This is a genomic window from Mesorhizobium sp., assembly GCF_004962245.1.
Taxonomy (GTDB): Bacteria; Pseudomonadota; Alphaproteobacteria; order Rhizobiales; family Rhizobiaceae; genus Mesorhizobium.
Genome location: NZ_SUHQ01000023.1, coordinates 7501 through 27587, shown reverse-complemented (window position 1 = coordinate 27587; position 20087 = coordinate 7501). Strand labels below are relative to the sequence as shown.

The 20087-nt window shown below is 63.5% G+C and carries 15 protein-coding genes and 1 pseudogene (1 of these 16 running past the window's edge); 13 read left to right on the top strand and 3 right to left on the bottom strand.

The window, feature by feature from the left end; translation table 11 throughout:
- Positions 1–39: 39 nt before the first annotated feature.
- Complete coding sequence (locus E5X88_RS22825) at positions 40–954, top strand: DMT family transporter (protein WP_292165342.1); 915 nt, start codon at positions 40–42, stop codon at positions 952–954.
- 13 nt (positions 955–967) lie between these two features.
- Here the strand turns inward: E5X88_RS22825 and E5X88_RS22820 are convergent, their stop codons facing one another.
- On the bottom strand, positions 968–1564 hold the full coding sequence (locus E5X88_RS22820; protein ID WP_292165341.1) for a winged helix DNA-binding protein: 597 nt from the start codon (positions 1562–1564) through the stop codon (positions 968–970).
- A gap of 116 nt (positions 1565–1680) precedes the next feature.
- Between E5X88_RS22820 and E5X88_RS33680 the strand changes: the two are divergent.
- Together E5X88_RS33680 and E5X88_RS22805 are read left to right on the top strand one after the other, a co-directional pair.
- Positions 1681–2798: pseudogene (locus tag E5X88_RS33680) on the top strand (LLM class flavin-dependent oxidoreductase).
- Positions 2799–2810: 12 nt separating this feature from the next.
- The gene (locus tag E5X88_RS22805; protein ID WP_292165340.1) at positions 2811–3326 is read left to right on the top strand and encodes a flavin reductase family protein; all 516 of its coding nucleotides are present in this window, start codon (positions 2811–2813) and stop codon (positions 3324–3326) included.
- Positions 3327–3490: 164 nt separating this feature from the next.
- Here the strand turns inward: E5X88_RS22805 and ubiG are convergent, their stop codons facing one another.
- Positions 3491–4240, bottom strand: coding sequence for a bifunctional 2-polyprenyl-6-hydroxyphenol methylase/3-demethylubiquinol 3-O-methyltransferase UbiG (gene ubiG / locus E5X88_RS22800; protein WP_292165339.1), 750 nt, complete (start codon positions 4238–4240; stop codon positions 3491–3493).
- A 284-nt stretch (positions 4241–4524) separates the two neighbouring features.
- Between ubiG and E5X88_RS22795 the strand changes: the two genes are divergently transcribed.
- The 10 genes from E5X88_RS22795 (at position 4525) to E5X88_RS22750 (ending at position 19025) form a co-directional block, all read left to right on the top strand.
- Positions 4525–5109 (top strand): putative glycolipid-binding domain-containing protein, encoded by a 585-nt coding sequence (locus tag E5X88_RS22795; RefSeq protein ID WP_292165337.1) that lies wholly within the window; start codon positions 4525–4527, stop codon positions 5107–5109.
- Positions 5110–5320: 211 nt separating this feature from the next.
- Positions 5321–6574 carry an aspartate kinase gene (locus E5X88_RS22790; protein WP_095486022.1) on the top strand — a complete coding sequence of 418 codons (1254 nt, stop codon included), beginning with the start codon at positions 5321–5323 and terminating at the stop codon, positions 6572–6574.
- Between the two features lie 202 nt (positions 6575–6776).
- Positions 6777–9047 carry a phosphoenolpyruvate--protein phosphotransferase gene (gene ptsP / locus E5X88_RS22785; RefSeq protein ID WP_292165334.1) on the top strand — a complete coding sequence of 757 codons (2271 nt, stop codon included), beginning with the start codon at positions 6777–6779 and terminating at the stop codon, positions 9045–9047.
- 9 nt (positions 9048–9056) lie between these two features.
- A complete protein-coding gene (gene prfA, locus E5X88_RS22780) occupies positions 9057–10136 on the top strand; it encodes a peptide chain release factor 1 (protein ID WP_292165332.1) in 1080 nt (359 codons plus the stop codon).
- Entirely contained in the window at positions 10129–11007 is an 879-nt protein-coding gene (gene prmC, locus E5X88_RS22775) for a peptide chain release factor N(5)-glutamine methyltransferase (protein ID WP_292165330.1), read from the top strand. Before prfA ends, prmC begins: the two co-directional genes overlap by 8 nt.
- Positions 11008–11308: 301 nt before the next feature.
- On the top strand, positions 11309–12262 hold the full coding sequence (locus E5X88_RS22770) for a DUF4167 domain-containing protein (RefSeq protein WP_292165327.1): 954 nt from the start codon (positions 11309–11311) through the stop codon (positions 12260–12262).
- 223 nt (positions 12263–12485) lie between these two features.
- Complete coding sequence (gene clpB / locus E5X88_RS22765; RefSeq protein WP_292165326.1) at positions 12486–15101, top strand: ATP-dependent chaperone ClpB; 2616 nt, start codon at positions 12486–12488, stop codon at positions 15099–15101.
- Between the two features lie 37 nt (positions 15102–15138).
- Positions 15139–15504, top strand: a complete 366-nt coding sequence (locus E5X88_RS22760) for an MmcQ/YjbR family DNA-binding protein (protein WP_292165325.1) — start codon at positions 15139–15141, stop codon at positions 15502–15504.
- Positions 15505–15859: 355 nt separating this feature from the next.
- Positions 15860–17326, top strand: coding sequence for a L,D-transpeptidase family protein (locus tag E5X88_RS22755; RefSeq protein ID WP_292165510.1), 1467 nt, complete (start codon positions 15860–15862; stop codon positions 17324–17326).
- 145 nt (positions 17327–17471) lie between these two features.
- Positions 17472–19025 (top strand): MFS transporter, encoded by a 1554-nt coding sequence (locus E5X88_RS22750; RefSeq protein WP_292165322.1) that lies wholly within the window; start codon positions 17472–17474, stop codon positions 19023–19025.
- Between the two features lie 23 nt (positions 19026–19048).
- On the opposite strand, the gene E5X88_RS22745 is transcribed toward E5X88_RS22750, so the two are convergent.
- Positions 19049–20087, bottom strand: the 3' portion of a protein-coding gene (locus tag E5X88_RS22745) for a M23 family metallopeptidase (RefSeq protein ID WP_292165320.1). The gene runs 929 nt beyond the window's last position; the window shows 1039 of its 1968 coding nt (coding positions 930–1968); its start codon lies beyond the right edge, outside the window; its stop codon occupies positions 19049–19051.

Genomic DNA, 20087 nt, shown 5'->3' with positions numbered 1-20087 from the left:
GCCGGCCAAGAGCCGCAAAATAGGCGACAGGGTTACGAAATGAAATTAATCTGGGATTCGGCGCTCGGCCTTTTGGTCGTCACAGGCGGCCTGCTCGGCCTGACGCTGCCGTTCGGCAAGATCGCGACAGTGGCCGGCGTTTCCGCCATGGTCTGGGCGCTCGTCATCTCGCTCGGCGCCGGCGGCGTGCTTTTCTGCGCCTTGCTGCTGCGCGGGCAGCGCATCCGGCTCACTCCGCACAGGCTGCGCTATTTCTTCGTCACCGCGGCGGTGTCCTACGCCTTCCCCAATCTCCTGATGTTCTCGGCCATTCCGCATCTTGGCGCCGGCTACACCGGCATCATGTTCACGCTGTCGCCGGTGGTCACGCTGGTATTTTCGATCCTGCTCGGCGTCCGGCGCCCCAATCTGCTTGGCGTCGTCGGCATTGCCGTTGGCTTCGCTGGCGCGGTGATGGTGGCGGTGACGCGCGGTGAGGCCGGCCAGCCGGCCGAATTCTTCTGGGTGGCGGTAGGGCTGCTCATCCCGGTCAGCCTTGCCGCCGGCAACATCTACCGTACGGTCGACTGGCCCGAAGGGACCGGACCGATCGAGCTTGCCGTCGGCAGCCACCTGGCATCGGCCGCGCTGCTTCTTTGCGGCATCCTCACGCTGCAGGGCGGCGGTTCGTTCGCCCTGCTCGGCGGCGTGCCGCTGGTGGTCGTCGGGCAGGTCGCGTCAGCCGCGGCGATGTTCGCCTTCTTCTTCCGGCTGCAGGCAGTCGGCGGCCCGGTCTATCTCAGCCAGATCGGCTATGTCGCGGCTGCGGTCGGGCTGTTTGCCGGAACGGTCTTTCTCGGCGAGCACTATCAATTGCTGACCTGGGCGGGTGCCGTCATCATCACCGCCGGCGTCTTCATCACCACGAAAGCGCAAAGCCAGATCGCCACAAAGGCGCAAAGCCAGGCGGCGTGACCCAAGAGGCCCTTTAGTCTATATCGCTGTCGTTCTGATCGCCCCCAGGTTCCGGCTGCGGGTGTCGACGGCGGTGGGTGGCGGCGGCGCGGGCCGCCTGCTCGTAAATGCCCGTCATCAGTTCGAGCGTGCGCGCCGCTTCTTCGAGCTTGCTTGCCATGTCCGGAACGCGCATCACGGTTTCGATGAGCAGGACAGAACGGATATCGGCATAGCGTTCGGTGACGCGATAACCGAGCGGCGTGACTTCGTAGGTGACACCGGCCCTGCCGCTGCCCATGCGCTTGACGAGGCCGCCCTTCAGCAGCTTGCGCAAACTGTACTGGATGTTGGGAATGTCATCACGATTGGTCATCTGGGCCAGATCGCGGACGCTCTTTGGCCGGTCATTCATCCTGATGATGTGGAGCAGTGCGTTCTCAGGCCCGCTGGCGGAAAACTCGATCACCGTGGCAAGGCACTCGGCCTGCCAGTGGCCGAACGCCTCGTAGCAGCGCATCAGCGCGTACTCGACTTCCGCCACGTCGATTTCGAGCGGCGTGCGCGCGAGATGCCAGCCGCGATCCAGCAATTTCGCTTGCGTCTCCGAAAGTTTGCGCCGGTCGTTCATCACTCTGTTCCTCGCCGCGCAGCATGCGCCGATCCAAACGATTGCGTCTACAAAAGTTTATGATAGACTTTCTATCATAAATTATAATCAAAGATGGAGGGGGAACCACCGTGAGCATGCTCGACAAGACCGCGCCCAATGCGCAGCCCTTCTTTCTCGGCACATTCGCGTCCAACTGCTCCGGCGGCATGACCGTCACCAAGGTTCCCGAGCGCTGGGTCAGTTCCTGGGACAACAATCTGCGCCTCGCCCGCCTCCTCGACGAGGCCGGCATCGACTTCATGCTGCCGATCGCCCGCTGGATCGGCTATGGCGGGGAAACCAACTTCCACGGCAACGTGCTGGAGACGATCACCTGGGCGGCCGGGCTGCTGGCGCTTACCCGCAATATCACGGTTTTCGCCACCACCCACACGGCGGCAAACCATCCGGTCGTCGTTGCCAAGCAACTGGCGACCATCGACCAGATCAGCCGTGGCCGTATCGGCCTCAACATCGTTGCCGGTTGGAACAAGCCCGAATACGAAGCGCTTGGGCTGACGCTGCCCGACGATCATGTCACGCGCTACGGCTATGCGCAGGAATGGTTCGACATCGTGAGGGCGTTGTGGAGCCGAACCGAAGCGTTCGACTGGGACGGAACCTGGTTCAAGCTGAAGAATGTTCTCGGCGATCCGCGCCCGTCGTCACCGCTGCCGATCCTCAACGCGGCGGGTTCCGAAGAGGCCGCAAATTCGCCGTCCGCAACGCCGATTTCCTGTTCACGCCGGCAATCGACCTCGCGCGCTCGAGGGACGAGATCGCGGCATTGAAGGAACAGGCCGTGGCGGCCGGCAGCAGTGTCGACGTGCTGACCTTTGCGCATGTCGTCTGCCGGCCGACGGAAAAGGAAGCGAAGGACTATCTCGAGCATTTCGGCCGCACCAATGCCGACTGGGCGGCCGTCGACAATCTGGTGCGGCTGCAATTTGCTCATGCGCAGTCGTTTCCGCACGATCTGCTGGCGCTCATTCGCGACCGCATGGCGGCCGGCCATGGCGGCTTCCCGCTCACCGGCACGCCGGAACAGGTCGCCGATGGGATCACGGCACTGCATGAGGCCGGGTTTCGAGGATCGACGCTGTCCTTCGTCGATTATGCCGAGGAGTTCCCGTATTTCCGTGACACCGTCCTGCCCATTCTCGAGCAGAGAGGGATCCGCATAGCGCCGGCGGCGATGCAGTCGGCCGCCTAGGAGGAGGCCAGCATGACTGAATCCAGGTCTCCGGAGGAGCTTCCGGTCAGCATAGCTGATTTTCGGGCAGCGATGCGGCTGATCGTCGGCAATGTCAGCGTCATCACGGCCGGCATTGGCGAGGATCGCTCCGGTCTTGTCGTCATTTCGGTCGTTTTGCTGTCGGCCGAACCGCCGAAAGTGATTGCCAGCGTCAACCGATCCTCGTCGACCTGGCCGCTGATCGAGCGTTTCAGGCATTTCGGCGTCAATTCGCTTGGCCCCCGGCACCAGCGCGTGGCGGAGCGGTTTTCGGGTTTCGGCGGCATCAAGGGAAAGGATCGTTACGAAGGCGCCGAATGGACGACGCTGAAGACCGGAGCCGCGCTGCTTTCGGATGCGGTGGCCGCCTTCGACTGCAGCCTCGACGAGATGATCGATCGCGGCGCCCATTCGATCATCATCGGTTCGGTCGAGGCGGTCCGGACTTGCGATGCCGGTCAGGCGCTCGTCTACTGGCGCGGCGGCTATCGGCCGCTCGACGCCTGAGAGACCGTTTGGAAACTCTACTCTGGCGGCCATCTGATGGCGTTTTCTGCGCTTCCGGTGCTCACGGACCCAAATGTCCGCTGCGCTCCGGTTCTCGAAACCACCACCATATGACTCGCCAGAGCGAGTTTCGAAACGCTCTCTGAGCGTGCGCTGTGGCTGTTTCAGACGGGTGCCTTCTCCGCCAGCACCATATAGTTGACGTCCATGTCCTTCGACCGCTGCCAGCGGTCGGCGAGCGGGTTGTAGGTGACGCCGGTGCGGTCGATGATGACCAGGCCAGCGCCGGCAAGCGCCTTTTCCAGCTCGTCCGGCCGCACCAGCTTGCCGAACTGGTGGGTGCCGCGCGGCAACCAGCGCAGCACATATTCGGCGCCGATGATGGCCAGACCCAGCGCCTTCAGCGTGCGGTTGATGGTGGCGACGAACATGATGCCGTCCGGCTTGAGCATCTCGCCGCATTTGGCCACGAACAGGTCGATGTCGGCGACATGCTCGACCACTTCCATGTTGAGGATGACGTCGAATTTCTCGCCGGTGTCGGCCAGGTCCTCCGCCGTCGTCGCGCGGTAATCCACCGTCACGCCGACCTCCGCCGCATGCAGCTTGGCCACTTCGATGTTGGTGGTGGATGCGTCGGCGCCGACCACTTCGGCACCAAGCCGCGCCATCGGCTCGCACAACAGCCCGCCGCCGCAGCCGATGTCGAGGAACCGCAGGCCCTCGAACGGCCGCGCCGCACGCGGGTCGCGGCCGAAGCGCGCCGCCACCTGATCGCGTATATAGGCGAGCCGGATCGGATTGAACTTGTGCAGCGGGCGGAACTTGCCGTTCGGATTCCACCATTCGGCGGCAAGTGCAGAAAAGCGCTCCACTTCTCCGGCATCGATCGTCGAACGTCGGGGCTCTGGCATCGATTGGTCTCCCGAAGGCTCAAAAGTTCAGAGCGCGATCGGACGCAAAACCGGATACCACTTTTGCTGATCGCGCTCTGGTGCGTTTAGGAAGTCGGGCGCGAGGCAGCGAATGTCAAGACAGCATTTTCGGCTGCTGACAGGGCGATGCTCACGATGTCCGCGAATGTCGGGTGTTGCCGCTTGCGTTCCGTCAGCACATGTCAGCTTTGTTAAGCCCCATAAGGAAACAAATTACCCGGGCGAACGAAGGAAAGGCATCGCTTCAAAGGGAGTGGACCAAAATGCGAATCGTAGCTTCGATCCTTTGGCGTCGGCTTGACCTGGAGGGCCATGACGCGTGCCTGTTGTCCGAATCTGGCCGGCTTTCGCAATCGGATGGCGGGCACAGCCTCAAGGGGCAGGCCCTTTTCGTCCAGGACGGCAAGCCGTGCAACCTTGCCTACGAGGTGACCTGCGATGCCGGCTGGCGCGCGCGATCGGCGCGCGTCGACGGCTTTCTCGGCACGCAAGACCTGCATTATGCGATTGAACGACGTGCCGACGATGGATGGACGCTGAACGGCGAACGCCAAGGAGACGTCGCTGGCCTCATCGATATCGATCTCGGCTTCACGCCCGCCACCAATCTGCTGGCGATCCGCCGTTTCGACCTGGAGGTCGGCATGGCGACACCCGCTCCGGCCGCGTATCTGACATTTCCCGAACTAAGGCTGGTGCGCCTCGAACAGACCTACCGGCGTCTCGACGGGACCCGTTACGCCTATGCTGCGCCCATGTTCGGCTACGACGAGATCCTTGAAGTCTCGCCGGCCGGCTTCGTTGTCGACTATCCGGGCCTGTGGAGAGGCGCGGCGCGCCTGGGCTGAAGCCACCACCATTTCCCCGACAGGCGGTGCGGGCGCGCGCTGCTCCGCTCGAGTGCTGCCTTCTTCGCCAGCCGCAACCGGCGGCATGCCTTGCGAAACCCGGAGCATTTGGCTAAGGAGGCCGCGCATTCAGCGGCCGGCCCAGCCGGACGCTCTCTTTTCCGTTTTTTCGGCCGTCGGCACGGCACCCAGTCAAAGGCATTTCGCTTCCATGGCGCGCATCGTGATGAAATTCGGCGGAACCTCCGTCGCCGACATCGCCCGCATCCGCAATGTGGCGCGCCATGTCAAACGCGAGGTCGATGCCGGCCATGAGGTCGCGGTGGTCGTCTCGGCGATGGCCGGCAAGACCAACGAACTCGTGCAATGGACGCGCGAAGCCTCACCGATGCACGATGCGCGCGAATATGACGCCGTCGTCGCCTCCGGCGAGCAAGTCACTGCCGGCCTGCTGGCGATCGCGCTGCAGAACATGGGTGTCCATGCCCGCTCCTGGCAAGGCTGGCAAATCCCGATCAAGACCGACAATGCGCATGGCGCGGCGCGCATTCTCGACATCGACGGCGCTTTCCTGATCAAGCGCTTCGGTGAGGGCCAGGTGGCGGTGGTCGCCGGCTTCCAGGGCATCGGACCGGACAACCGCATCGCGACGCTCGGCCGCGGCGGCTCCGACACCAGCGCTGTCGCCATCGCGGCGGCGGTCAAGGCCGACCGATGCGACATCTACACCGATGTCGACGGGGTCTACACCACCGATCCGCGCATCGAACCGAAGGCGCGGCGGCTGGCCAAGATTTCCTTCGAGGAAATGCTTGAAATGGCCTCACTCGGCGCCAAGGTCCTGCAGGTGCGCTCGGTCGAGCTTGCCATGGTGCACAGGGTGCGTACTTTCGTGCGGTCGTCCTTCGACGATCCCGACGCGCCCGGAATGGGGGATTTGCTCAATCCGCCCGGAACGCTTATTTGCGACGAGGAAGAGATCGTGGAACAGCAGGTCGTCACTGGAATTGCCTACGCCAAGGACGAAGCGCAGATTTCGTTGCGCCGTGTCGGCGACCGGCCGGGCGTTGCCGCCGGCATTTTCGGGCCGCTGGCCGAGGCCAACATCAATGTCGACATGATCGTCCAGAACATTTCCGAGGACGGCAAGTTCACCGACATGACCTTCACCGTGCCGTCCGGCGATGTCGACAAGGCGCTTGCCGTGCTTGAGCGGCTAAAGGCCACGATCGGTTACGACGTGGTGCAATCGGAAGCCGGCATGTCGAAGGTCTCGGTGATCGGCATCGGCATGCGCAGCCATGCGGGCGTTGCCGCCACCGCCTTCAAGGCGCTGGCCGACAAGGCGATCAACATCCGTGCGATCACGACCTCCGAGATCAAGATTTCGATCCTGATCGACGGTCCCTACACCGAACTTGCAGTTCGTACTTTGCATTCCGTCTACGGTCTGGATAAGCAGTAGCAGACTGCATCGGCCCGAGAATCGAAGTCGATTTTTGCTGCGCTGACCTTCGGTTCGGAAAGTACGATGCAGCAGATCGAAAGTCTTAGAGCGTCCTTTGTGCGTCCAATTGGACGCACGGCGCCCTAATTGAGTTGTTGCGTGAGCGCCGGCCGCGGGAGAAACTGCGGCGGGCAAAATGTCCATTGGAGAACAAGCCGCGATGCGTGATACGGCCAGCGGCCCGCGCGTTTTGCTGAAACGGCTCCGCGAGCTCATGCAGGAGCCGCTGGAGCCGCAGGAGCGGCTCGACCGCATCGTGCGCGACATCGCCTCCAACATGGTCGCCGAAGTGTGCTCGCTCTACGTGCTGCGCGCTGATTCGGTGCTCGAACTCTATGCCACCGAGGGCCTGAACCCGAACGCCGTCCATTTGGCGCAGCTCCGGCTGGGGGAAGGCCTCGTCGGCACGATCGCGGCCTCGGCACGGCCGCTCAATCTCTCCAACGCGCAGGAACATCCCGCCTTCGCCTACCTGCCCGAGACGGGGGAAGAGATCTACAATTCCTTCCTCGGCGTGCCGGTGCTCAGGGCGGGGCGCACGCTCGGCGTGCTGGTCGTCCAGAACAAGACCATGCGCCACTACCGCGACGACGAGGTCGAGGCGCTGGAAACAACGGCGATGGTGATCGCCGAGATGATCGCCACCGGCGACCTCGCCCGGCTGACCCGGCCCGGGCTCGAACTCGACCTGCGCCGCCCGGTGAGCTTTACCGGCCTGTCCTTCAACGAGGGCGTCGGGCTCGGCCATGTCGTGCTGCACGAGCCGCGCATCGTCGTCACCAATCTGTTCAACGAGGACAGCGAGGAGGAGATCAGGCGCCTCGATACCTCCCTCGGTTCGCTCAGGCTCTCCATCGACGACATGCTGGAACGCCGCGAAGTCGCCTTCGAGGGCGAGCATCGCCAGGTGCTCGAAGCCTATCGCATGTTCGCAAATGACAGCGGCTGGGTGCGCCGGCTGGAAGAGGCGATCCGCAATGGCCTGACGGCGGAAGCGGCGGTGGAAAAGGTGCAGAGCGACATGCGTGCCCGCATGCTGCACATGACCGATCCGTATCTGCGCGAGCGGATGAGCGATTTCGACGATCTCGCCAACCGGCTGCTGCGCCAGTTGATGGGGCGCGGGCCGGACGATGTCGCAGCCTCGCTGCCGAAAGATGCCATCATCGTCGCCCGCTCGATGGGGGCCGCCGAACTGCTCGATTATCCCAGAGACAAGCTGCGCGGGCTGGTGCTGGAGGACGGCGCGGCGACCAGCCATGTCGTCATCGTGGCGCGGGCCATGGGCATACCGGTCGCGGGCCAGATGAAGGGCGCCGTCTCCATGGCGGAAAACGGCGACGCCATCATCGTCGACGGCGAAGAAGGCACGATCCATCTGCGCCCTCAGCCCGACCTCGAAGCCGCCTATGCCGAAAAGGTCCGCTTCCGGGCTCGGCGGCAGGAGGTCTATCGCGAACTGCGCAAGAAGCCGTCGGTGACCAAGGACGGCGTCCAGGTCGATCTTCTGATGAATGCGGGCCTGGCCGTCGATCTGCCGCAGCTTGCCGAGGCGGGCGCCGCCGGCATCGGCCTGTTCCGCACCGAGCTGCAGTTCATGGTCGCCTCGACCTTTCCGCGTGCGGAGGCCCAGGAACGGCTCTACCGTGACGTGCTCGACGCGGCGCGCGGCAAGCCGGTGACCTTCCGCACCATCGATATCGGCGGCGACAAGGTGCTGCCCTATTTCAAGGACGCGGCCCAGGAAGAGAACCCGGCGCTCGGCTGGCGCGCCATCCGCCTGACGCTCGACCGGCCGGGCCTGTTACGCACCCAGATCCGCGCGCTTCTGAAGGCCTGCGGTGGGCGTGAACTGAAGCTGATGCTGCCGATGGTCACGGAGCTCGGCGAAATCGCACAGGCGCGCGAAATCATCGATCGCGAGGTGCGGCATCTGTCGCGTTTTGCCCATCATTTGCCGACCAGCCTGAAGCTCGGGGCCATGCTGGAAGTGCCTTCGCTGCTGTTCCAGCTCGACGAGCTGATGAAGGCCGTCGATTTCGTCTCGGTCGGCTCGAACGATCTGTTCCAGTTCGTCATGGCGGTCGATCGCGGCAACACGCAGCTCTCCGACCGCTTCGATCCGCTGTCGACGCCGTTCCTGCGCGTTCTGAAGCAGATTGCCGACGCCGGGGTGCGCAATCAGACCCCGGTGACCCTGTGCGGTGAACTGGCCGGCAAGCCGATCTCGGCGATGGCGCTGATCGGCCTTGGCTACCGGTCGATCTCGATGTCACCGGCCTCGATCGGTCCGGTCAAGGCAATGCTGACGGAACTGCCGCTGGCCGAGCTGCAAGCGTTCTTCGACGACAATCTCATGGCGCCGTCCCAGAAGTCGCCGATGCGGGCGCTGCTGCAGGCCTTTGCCGACGACCGCTCAATTCCGCTATAGACTTTCGCCATGATCAACCTGCCCCGCGACCGTATGGATCAAGTCGTCAAGCGTTTCGACATGCTCGAAGCGCAGATGTCGGCCGGACCGGCACCGGACGCCTATGTCAGGATGGCGTCGGAATATGCCGACATACAGGAGATGGTAGCAAAGATCAGGGCGCTGCGCACCGCCGAGCATGAACAGGCCGATCTGGAAGCGATGCTCGCCGACAGAAGCACCGACGCCGAAATGCGGGCGTTGGCCGAGGCCGATCTGCCGGAGGTCAAGGAGCGCATCGAAGCGCTGCAGAAGGACATCCAGATCCTGCTTCTGCCCAAGGATGCCGCCGACGACAAGAATGCCATCCTCGAAATCCGCGCCGGCACCGGCGGCGACGAGGCGGCTCTCTTCGCCGGCGATCTGTTTCGCATGTACGAACGCTACGCCGCGGCACGCGGGTGGCGTTTCGAGATCGCGTCGGCCAGCGAGGGCGAGGTCGGCGGCTACAAGGAAATCATCGCCACCATTTCGGGCAAGGGGGTCTTTGCCCATCTGAAATTCGAGTCCGGCGTGCATCGCGTGCAGCGCGTGCCGGCGACCGAGGCCGGCGGGCGCATCCACACCTCGGCGGCGACGGTTGCCGTGCTGCCCGAGGCGGAAGAGGTCGACATCGACATCAGGGCCGAAGACATCCGCATCGATACGATGCGCGCCTCGGGCTCCGGCGGCCAGCACGTCAACACCACCGATTCGGCGGTGCGCATCACCCATCTGCCGACCGGCATCATGGTGGTGCAGGCGGAAAAGTCGCAGCACCAGAACCGGGCGAAAGCCATGCAGATCCTGCGGGCCAGGCTTTACGACCTCGAGCGCGGCAAGGCCGACGAGGAACGCTCCGAATCGCGCAAATCGCAGGTCGGGTCGGGCGATCGCTCGGAGCGCATCCGCACCTATAATTTCCCGCAGGGCCGCGTCACCGACCATCGCATCAATCTGACGCTCTACAAGCTCGACAGGGTGATGATGGGCGAACTCGACGAGATCATCGACGCGCTGATCGCCGATCACCAGTCGAAGCTGCTCGCCGATATCGGCCTCGATGGCTGACAGTCTGCCCGGTACGCTAGGGCAGTTGCTGAAAGCGGCGCGGGCACGCCTTGCCGCGGCCGCAGTCGCCGATCCGGCGCTGGATGCAAGGCTGATCGTCGAACATCTTTCCGGCACGACCCGCACGCAAGCCATCGCCGATCCCGAACGCAACGTCGATGCCGGCGCGATTGCCGCGATCGATGCAGCCCTGACGCGCCGCATCGCCGGCGAGCCGGTGCATCGCATCCTCGGCCATCGCGAATTCTATGGCTTGCGCCTTTCGCTCTCACCGGAAACGCTGGAACCGCGACCGGATACCGAAACACTGGTCGAAGCGGTGTTGCCCTTCGCCAAGGCGACAGCGGCGCGGCAAGGCGAATGCCGCATCCTCGACCTCGGCACCGGCACCGGCGCCATCGCGCTGGCGCTGCTAAGCGCCGTTCCGGCAGCGATCGCAACCGGTGTCGATATTTCACAAGGCGCGCTGGCGACCGCCATGCGCAATGCCGGGGAATTGGGGCTAGCCGGCCGGTTCCAGGTGCTCAAATCCGACTGGTTCGAAAAAGTTTCTGGCCGATACCATGTAATTGTCGCAAACCCTCCCTATATAGCATCCATAGACATTGGAAATCTGCAGGACGAAGTCCGCGATTTCGATCCACGCCAAGCCCTTGAAGGCGGCGTGGACGGTCTGGGTCCCTACAGGATCATCGCCGCCGAGGCGGCAGGTTTTTTGGAAGCCGAGGGCAGGATTGCGGTCGAGATCGGCCACACGCAACGCAAAGAAGTCACGGACATATTCTCCGCAGCCGGCTACATACCGGCGGGGATGTTCCGTGATCTTGGCGGAAACGACAGGGTTCTGATCTTCGAACTGACAAAGCCGTGATGCAGTGCGAAAAAACGCTTGGCAATGCCGGGGAATGCGGCTAGGGTCGCCTCAACCGGATGAGACGAAGCAGGCAGTGCTCTTAGCGATTCGGTTTCCTTGGAAATAGCTGCCTTCTTGCGCAAACGACGCCCAAGCTTCGTGCGGGAATCGTCCGACAAGTGATGTAACCGGAACAGGATGACACGTGGCGCCAACGCAATCGATGCGGGCGAACGCCGGTGAAGAAACGAAACGGCTGGCTGCATGAGCGCCTCCGTGCGTGAAAAGTTTTCGAAAATTTCAAAATGAAGAGAGTCGAATGAGGCCACAACAGCAGAACAGGCGCATGCGCGGTCGCAACAACAATGGCGGCGGTGGCAATAACAACAACCGCAAGGGTCCAAATCCCCTGACGCGCAATTACGAGAGCAACGGTCCGGATGTGAAGATCCGCGGATCGGCTCAGCAGATCGCCGAAAAATACGCAACCCTTGCCCGTGACGCGCAAAGCTCCGGCGATCGGGTGATGGCGGAAAACTATCTTCAGCACGCCGAGCACTACAATCGCATCATCGCTGCCGCGCAGGCGCAGTTACCGATCCAGAACGCTCAGCAGAACCGCGACGATTTCGACGACGACGGCGACGACGATCGCGATCAGTTCGACAATGTCGGCAACAGCAATGTCGGAGAGGCTGCAACTCCGGTGGTCAACCACGGTGCCGGTCCGCAGCCGGTCATCGACGGCACGCCGGCCGAGTTGGCGTTCAACCAGGAAAACAACAGCCGCGACAATCGTGATAACGGTGGGCGCGACGGCAACGGCCGCGACAACAATGGCGGCCGCCATCGCGACCGTCGTCCCAATGGCGGCTACGGCCAGAACGGCCAGCGCAGCGAGTATGGTTCGCGTGGCGAGCAGGGCGGACAGCGCGGTGGTCAGAACCAGCGCAACGAGACACCGGTACAGAACGAGACACCGGTACAGAACGAGGCGCTCGTGCAGGTGGAAGCTGTGCCTCCGGTCGAGCCTGTTTCTGCGGCCGACCCCGCGCCGCAGTTCGAAGACTTTTCGCCGGCGGGTCTCGCCGCCCAGGCCGAGATGAAGGAAGCAGCCGCCGAAAGCGGCGCTGCCCGCCGCCCCAGGCGTCCGCGCCGTCCGCGTGTCAGTGCTGATCAGGTGGATGGCGGTAATGCTGGCGCCGATAAAGTGGATGCAGCGCCGGCGGAAGACGCCGGTGGCGAGCCCGCCATAGTCGACGTCAACAACTGATCGAGCAAGGCTTCAGACATTCCTGGACGGCGGAGAGAAACCTCCGCCGTTTTTGTTTGGCGCGCCCGTGGAATATAATGAGTTGACCGACATCAAGGCGTCTTGAGAGACCGTGGGCTATGCACCATATCTCGCGTGAACAGGACCTGGCTCGAACGGGCGGGTCCGTCACCGCAATCTGATCCGGTGCCGCAAAGCGGGCTGGTGACGGAAGGAGACAGATATGAACCTTGAAAAATACTCCGAGCGCGTGCGCGGTTTCATCCAGTCCGCGCAGACCATGGCGCTCTCGCGCAACCACCAGCAATTCACCCCCGAACATATATTGAAAGTGCTCGTCGACGACGACGAGGGCTTGGCCGCATCGTTGATCGAGCGCGCCGGCGGCAACCTTCGCGACGTCAAGCTTGGCGTCGAATCGGCCCTGGAGGCAATGCCCAAAGTGGAAGGCGGCAACGGGCAGCTTTATCTGGCGCAACCGCTGGCCAAGGTGTTCTCGACCGCCGAGGAACTGGCCAAGAAGGCCGGGGACAGCTTTGTCACGGTCGAACGGCTGCTGACGGCGCTGGCGGTCGAGAAATCCGCCAAGACCGCCGACATCCTGGCCAAGGCCGGCGTGACCGCGCAGGCGCTGAACCAGGTGATCAACGATGTTCGCAAGGGCCGCACCGCCGATTCGGCGAGCGCCGAGCAGGGCTATGACGCGCTGAAGAAGTACGCGCGCGATCTCACCGCCGACGGCCGTGCCGGCAAGCTCGACCCCGTCATCGGCCGCGACGACGAGATCCGCCGCACCATTCAGGTGCTGTCGCGCCGCACCAAGAACAATCCTGTGCTGATCGGTGAACCCGGCGTCGGCAAGACGGCGATCGCCGAAGGGCTGGCGTTGCGCATCGTCAATGGCGACGTGCCGGAATCGCTCAAGGACAAGCAGTTGATGGCGCTCGACATGGGGTCGCTGATCGCCGGCGCCAAATATCGCGGCGAATTCGAGGAGCGGCTGAAGGCGGTGCTTTCGGAAGTTACCGCCGCCGCTGGCGGCATCATCCTGTTCATCGATGAGATGCATACGCTGGTCGGCGCCGGCAAGGCGGATGGCGCCATGGATGCATCGAACCTGTTGAAGCCGGCGCTGGCACGCGGCGAACTGCACTGCGTCGGCGCGACGACGCTCGATGAATACCGGAAGCATGTCGAGAAGGACGCGGCCCTTGCCCGCCGCTTCCAGCCGGTCTTCGTCAATGAGCCGACCGTCGAGGACACCATCTCCATTCTGCGTGGCCTGAAGGAGAAGTACGAGCAGCACCACAAGGTGCGCATCTCGGATTCGGCGCTGGTTGCTGCGGCGTCGCTGTCCAACCGCTATATCGCCGACCGGTTCCTGCCGGACAAGGCGATCGACCTTGTCGACGAGGCCGCGTCGCGGCTGCGGATGCAGGTCGATTCGAAACCCGAAGCGCTGGACGAGATCGATCGCCGCATCATGCAGCTCAAGATCGAGCGTGAGGCGCTGAAGGTCGAGAAGGACGATGCGTCAAAGGACCGGCTCGCCCGCCTCGAAAAGGATCTTTCCGGTCTGGAAGAAGAATCGACCGAACTCACCTCGAAGTGGCAGGCCGAGAAGCAGAAGCTCGGGCTCGCCGCCGATCTGAAGAAGCAGCTCGACGAGGCGCGCAACGAACTGGCCATTGCCCAGCGCCAGGGTGAATTCCAGCGCGCCGGCGAACTCGCCTATGGCAAAATTCCGGAACTGGAAAAGAAGCTGAAGGAGGCCGAAGCCCAGGACGGCAAGGTCGGCATGGTCGAAGAGGTGGTCACCCCCGATCACGTCGCCCATATCGTGTCGCGCTGGACCGGCATTCCGGTCGACAAGATGCTGCAGGGCGAGCGTGACAAGCTGCTGCGCATGGAAGACGAGATCGGCAAGCGCGTCGTCGGCCAGGGCGAGGCGGTGCAGGCGGTATCGAAAGCCGTCCGTCGTGCCCGTGCGGGCCTGCAGGATCCGAACCGGCCGATCGGCTCGTTCATGTTCCTCGGGCCGACGGGCGTCGGCAAGACTGAGCTGACCAAGGCGTTGGCCAGCTTCCTGTTCGACGACGAGAGCGCCATGGTGCGCATCGACATGTCGGAGTTCATGGAGAAGCACTCGGTCGCCCGGCTGATCGGCGCGCCTCCCGGCTATGTCGGCTATGAGGAAGGCGGCGCGCTGACCGAAGCGGTGCGGCGCCGGCCCTATCAGGTGGTGCTGTTCGACGAGATCGAGAAGGCGCATCCGGACGTGTTCAACGTGCTGCTGCAGGTGCTCGACGACGGCCGCCTGACCGATGGGCAGGGCCGCACGGTCGACTTCCGCAACACGCTGATCATCATGACGTCGAACCTTGGCGCCGAATATCTGGTCAATCTGGGCGAGGGCCAGGACGTCGATGTCGTCCGCGACGAGGTGATGGGCGTCGTCAGGGCGTCGTTCCGGCCGGAGTTCCTCAACCGCGTTGACGAGGTGATCCTGTTCCATCGGCTGCGCCGGCAGGATATGGGCCGCATCGTCGAGATCCAGCTCAAGCGGCTGGAAAACCTGCTCGTCGATCGCAAGATCACGCTTTCGCTGGATCAGGAGGCGATCGACTGGCTGGCTGCCAAGGGCTACGATCCGGCCTATGGCGCGCGGCCGCTGAAGCGGGTGATGCAGAAGGATCTGCAGGACCCGCTGGCGGAAAAAATCCTGCTCGGCGACATCCTTGATGGCTCGACCGTCAAGGTTACCGCCGGTTCCGACCGGTTGAACTTCCGGTCGAAGCCGACGGTCGTGGCGACCGAGGCGGCCGAGGCGGCCGCCTGATTCGAGGCCGCCTTGTGTATCAAACGGCGGGGCGCGGATGACGTTGGACGATTACAACAGCTTCTGCGCCTCGCTGCCTTCGACGACCCATGTCGTCCAGTGGGGCGGCGCCCATGTCTGGAAGGTCGGAGCCAAGGTCTTTGCGATCGGCGGCTGGGATAACGGCAGGGAGCCGTTCGTCACCTTCAAATGCTCCGACATCGCCTATGACGTCCTGAAGGAACAGCCGGGTCTTCGGCCCGCGCCCTATCTTGCGTCACGCGGCATGAAATGGATCCAGCGCCAGACAAGCCAGAGCATGGACGATGACGCGCTGAAGGACTATCTGCGCGAAAGCCATCGCCTTGTCGTGCTGAAACTGACGACGCAGGCGCGCAAGGAACTGGGACTCTCCGCCAGCTAGAGCAGGATGCGTTCGAATTGGACCGGCATCCCGCCCTAGCTATTTTTGGTCTAGCCGCATTTCTGCGGCGCCAAGTGATTCCACTAGGCTGTAAAATGCTCTAGCTCTTGCTCCAGACCGCCAGAAATCCGCCATCTTCATGCCCGGTTCATGTTGGAACCTTATGCTCGGTAACTGATTTGCTGGCGAAGGGGTTCGCCTACCGCGTCGGTCCGAAAATCGAAGTCGATTTCCGGAAGGCACGATGCGGAGATTCAAGGCGTTAGAGCGTCCTTTGCGCGTCCGAAACGACGCGCGGCGCTCCAAAGAGGCAATGCCGGGCAGCGGCAATTACGGACCGGAGAATTTGGCCAACATGTTCCGCACGATCTTCACCCTTTCGGCGTTCGCCGCCGGGCTGCTTTCTTCGAGCGCAATGGCCGCGCCGACGGAAGATATCACGCCGCGATCAGCTCGTGCAGGCGATGACGGTGGTGTGCTGGTCGCCCAGAACGGCGATTTAGACGTCTACTACGACGCCAGGGGAAACCGCGTCATCGTCGATGCGGAAACCGGCAAGGTCCTCGCCATCCAGCCGCCGCAGACCAGGTTCGACCGCCGTACGCTCCGCCGCGACAGCGTGCGTAATCTCGGACCGGTCAAGGACGACCGCTATTATCTCGACGACCCGGAAGATGCGGCGCGCTTGCGCCGCAGGCAGTTGGAAGAGGAAGGCCTGGTTGTCGTACCGCCGGTCGACGAATACGATTCCTATAACGACAATTCGGTGGAAGCTTTTCCCGAAGCACCGCGGAATGACGGCAGCTATGGCAATGACTATCCGGAAGCGCCACAGCCGGTAAATCCGCGCACCGTCAAGCGCCAGCCGCTCAACGAAGCTTCGATCGAACCGGTCGAGCCGACGGTGCCGGGCGACCAGGCGGCGCTGCCGCCAAAGATCGGCGGCAAGACTGTCGCCGATCCGTCGCTCTCGCTCGGTGCACGCGAGGATGTTGCAGCGTTGCAAGTGCTGCTCGATCGCGCCGGCGCTTCGCCCGGCGTCGTCGACGGGCGCTTCGGCTCGAATGTCGACAAGGCGCTCGCCGCCTACAACGAGATCACCGGCAGCAATCTACGATCGACCGATGCGATCGGCATCCAGGCGGCCCTTGAGCAAACCGGCGGCGATGCCTTCGCCTCCTACGAGATCACGCCCGAGGATGCGGCCGGCCCCTATGTGGCCTCGGTGCCGGAAGACTACGGCCAGAAGGCGCAACTCGACCGGCTGAGCTACACCTCCGTCACCGAAGCGCTGGCCGAACGCTTCCACATGGACGAGAAATACCTGAAGGCGCTCAATCCGGAGGCCAATTTCAACCGTCCCGGCACGATCATCAAGGTCGCCAATTTCGGCAAGCTGGTGGCGAAGCCGGTGGCGCGCATCATCGCCGACAAGGGCAACAAGCAGGTCCGTGCCTATGACGCGTCGGGCAAGCTGGTCGCGGCCTATCCGGCCACCATCGGCTCGTCTGACACGCCATCGCCGTCAGGCCTGCATGAGGTGTCGCGGGTCGCCTTGGACCCGAACTACACCTACAACCCGAAGATCAATTTCAAGCAGGGCGAAAATGACAAGGTCCTGACCATTCCGCCGGGTCCGAACGGCCCGGTCGGCTCGGTCTGGATCGCGCTGGACAAGCCGACCTACGGCATTCACGGCACGCCAGATCCCTCCAAGATCGGCAGGAGCGAGAGTCATGGCTGCGTGCGGCTGACCAACTGGGACGCGCGCGAACTGGCCAAGGTCGTGTCGCCGGGCGTCACGGTGGAATTCATCGACTGACGCCATCGCTTGGGTCAGCCCATAATTTTTCGCAAGAGAAGGAGCCGGGGTCCGGTGGCATAGAGGTCCTGATCCTGTTCTGGTGCCAGCGACCGCAATCCTCTGGCCGGTTGTTGCCGGCACATAGGAGGTCTAAGCAGGCTCCATGAAGTCTCCAAGCGAAGCCGCCGCCATCCCTCTGGCCAGCTCTCTTCCAGCCGATACGTTCTGCCCGCAGTCGCGGCGCAGGTTCGTGCTGATCGCGGCGATTCTGGCTTCCTCGCTCGGCTTCATCGACGGTTCGGTCCTGGCCATAGCCACGCCGGCGATCCGTGTCGATCTCGGCGCCAGCCTCGCCGAGGCGCAATGGATTTCCAATGCCTATGCGCTGACGCTTTCGGCGCTCATCCTCGCCGGCGGTGCCGCTGGTGACCGATTCGGTCTGCGGCGCGCTTTCGTGGCGGGCATAGTCCTGTTCATTGCCGCCTCGCTGGCCTGCGCGGTGGCACCGAACCCGGGGGTGCTTATTGCGTTCCGTGCACTCCAGGGCATTGGCGCTGCCATCATGGTGCCCGGCAGCCTCGCCATCATCGCCAAGGCCTATCCGAAGAAGGAGCGTGGCAGGGCGATCGGCATCTGGGCGGCGGCCTCGGCGCTGACGACGGCACTTGGCCCGGTGCTGGGCGGCCTTGTGCTGTCGGCCTTCGGCGACGGCATCTGGCGGGCGATCTTCGCCATCAACCTGCCGCTTGGTCTTGTCTCGATCTATCTTCTGCTTGCCAAGGTCCCTGCCGATGCGCCGACGGAGAAGCGCAGCCTCGACCTTGGCGGCGCCGGACTGGCGACGCTCGCGTTTGGAGCGCTCGCCTACGGCTTGACCTCGATGAGTGACAAGGGTGAGGGGCTTATGCCGGGGCCGAGCATTGCCGCGGGCGGGGTGTTGCTCGTCGCTTTCATCGTCTTCGAGCGCCGGCAGCGCGAACCGATGATCGATCTGTCGCTGTTTCGGATCGGCGCCTTCGCCGGCGCCAATGTGGCGACTTTTTTCCTATACTTCGCGCTGTCGGCCAATCTGTTCTACCTGCCAATGTTGCTGATTGCCGGATGGGGACTGAGCGCGGCAGAGGTTGGCTTCATCTTCCTGCCGCTGTCCGCGCTGATCGCGCTGTTGTCTGGGCCGGTCGGGCAGTGGTCCGACCGAATCGGTCCGCGTTTTCCGATCGCCAGCGGCAGTCTCGTCGTCGCCGCCGCCTTCGCCGGGCTTGCCTTGCTCGCCTATGCCGGCATCCACAATTTCTGGATGGGGGTATTTCCGATGATGGCGCTGATGGGACTCGGCATGGCGCTGGTGGTGTCGCCGCTGTCGACGGCGATCATGACGGCGGTCGAGGACAGAGATACGGGTGCTGCTTCGGGAATCAACAATGCCGTCTCGCGCATTGGCGGCCTGATCGCGGTGGCGGCCATGGGTTCGCTGGCGGCCGGGGTCTATGCCGGAGTGCTGAACGGCGGCGCCGGCATTCCGGGTTTCGGCGAACCGGCGCCGGCAGGCCTGGCACCGGATCTCGATGCAGCAAGGCTTGCCGCCAGCGATGCAGCGTTCGCCGCCGTCGCCTTGGTCACCGCGCTGCTTTGCCTGCTCTCGGCGATCGTGGCGTGGACGACTGTTTCCGGCGAGCGACTGCCATGGTCGCGTGGATCCGAGAATCCGCAGAGCTGAGGCCAGAAGGCTCCGAAGCCGGCTCAGCCTTCGATCTTGGCGCTCGCGACCTTCAGCGAATCACTGTCTTCCTGCTTGAGCAGGTCATCGATGCGCTCGCGCTCGCGCTTGAAGGCAACGAGGTCGTCGCCTTTCAGCACCTTGCCGACCGGCAGGCGGACGCGCATCGAGTCGACCTTGGTGCCGTTGACGATCAGTTCGTAATGAAGATGCGGACCGGTGGAGAGGCCGGTTGAGCCGAGATAGCCGATAACCTGGCCCTGGCGAATGCGAACGCCCGGCGCGATGCCCTTGGCAAAGGCGCTCTGGTGATTGTAGGACGTCTCGTAGCCATTGGCATGGCGGATGATGATCTGCTTGCCATAGCCGCCGGCCCAGCCGGCCTTTTCGACGACGCCGTTGCCGACGGCAATGATCGGCGATCCGACCGGAGCTGCCCAGTCGGTTCCGGTATGCATCTTCACATATCCCAAAATGGGGTGACGCCTGGCACCGAAACCAGAGGTAAACCTGCCATTGGGCAGCGGATTGCGCAGCAGGAATTGCTTAGCGCTGCGGCCGTTCTCGTCGAAATAGTCGGTGCTGCCGTCCTGCATTTGGAACCGGTAGAAGTTTCGGGTCGTGCCGCCGAAGATCGCCGAGACGTAGAGAAGCTCGGAGTCGTCGGATGCCTGGTCGTCGCCGTCCGGCTGCGAGAACAGCACCTCGATACGGTCGGACGGATTGAGCCGCGACTGGAAATCGACACCGGACGCCAGGAGCTTGATCAGCCGTTTGGTCATCGCCTTGGACATGCCGTAGGAATAGGCGGCGCGGTAGATGCCGTCATAGACGTTCGGCAGATTGCCGCGCACCACCACTGGCGGCGAATCATCGAATGCGGTCAGCAATTCGGGATTGGGTTCCGGCTCCTGTGCCGGCACATATTGGCCGCGATCATCGAGCGCGATGGTCACGATATGCTGGGTCCTGTCGTAGATGCCGGTGCGGACGACCTTGGCAGCGTCGCCACGGACCTCGAGCCCGACGCGCAGCACGGTTCCCGCCTTGAGCGCCGTCGCA

Bases quoted from the DNA above. Each gene is read 5' to 3' on its own strand.
- E5X88_RS22825 (WP_292165342.1), top strand. From the start codon at position 40: ATGAAATTAATCTGGGATTCGGCGCTCGGCCTTTTGGTCGTCACAGGC.
- E5X88_RS22820 (WP_292165341.1), bottom strand. From the start codon at position 1,564: ATGAACGACCGGCGCAAACTTTCGGAGACGCAAGCGAAATTGCTGGAT.
- E5X88_RS22805 (WP_292165340.1), top strand. From the start codon at position 2,811: ATGACTGAATCCAGGTCTCCGGAGGAGCTTCCGGTCAGCATAGCTGAT.
- ubiG (WP_292165339.1), bottom strand. From the start codon at position 4,240: ATGCCAGAGCCCCGACGTTCGACGATCGATGCCGGAGAAGTGGAGCGC.
- E5X88_RS22795 (WP_292165337.1), top strand. From the start codon at position 4,525: ATGCGAATCGTAGCTTCGATCCTTTGGCGTCGGCTTGACCTGGAGGGC.
- E5X88_RS22790 (WP_095486022.1), top strand. From the start codon at position 5,321: ATGGCGCGCATCGTGATGAAATTCGGCGGAACCTCCGTCGCCGACATC.
- ptsP (WP_292165334.1), top strand. From the start codon at position 6,777: ATGCGTGATACGGCCAGCGGCCCGCGCGTTTTGCTGAAACGGCTCCGC.
- prfA (WP_292165332.1), top strand. From the start codon at position 9,057: ATGATCAACCTGCCCCGCGACCGTATGGATCAAGTCGTCAAGCGTTTC.
- prmC (WP_292165330.1), top strand. From the start codon at position 10,129: ATGGCTGACAGTCTGCCCGGTACGCTAGGGCAGTTGCTGAAAGCGGCG.
- E5X88_RS22770 (WP_292165327.1), top strand. From the start codon at position 11,309: ATGAGGCCACAACAGCAGAACAGGCGCATGCGCGGTCGCAACAACAAT.
- clpB (WP_292165326.1), top strand. From the start codon at position 12,486: ATGAACCTTGAAAAATACTCCGAGCGCGTGCGCGGTTTCATCCAGTCC.
- E5X88_RS22760 (WP_292165325.1), top strand. From the start codon at position 15,139: ATGACGTTGGACGATTACAACAGCTTCTGCGCCTCGCTGCCTTCGACG.
- E5X88_RS22755 (WP_292165510.1), top strand. From the start codon at position 15,860: ATGTTCCGCACGATCTTCACCCTTTCGGCGTTCGCCGCCGGGCTGCTT.
- E5X88_RS22750 (WP_292165322.1), top strand. From the start codon at position 17,472: ATGAAGTCTCCAAGCGAAGCCGCCGCCATCCCTCTGGCCAGCTCTCTT.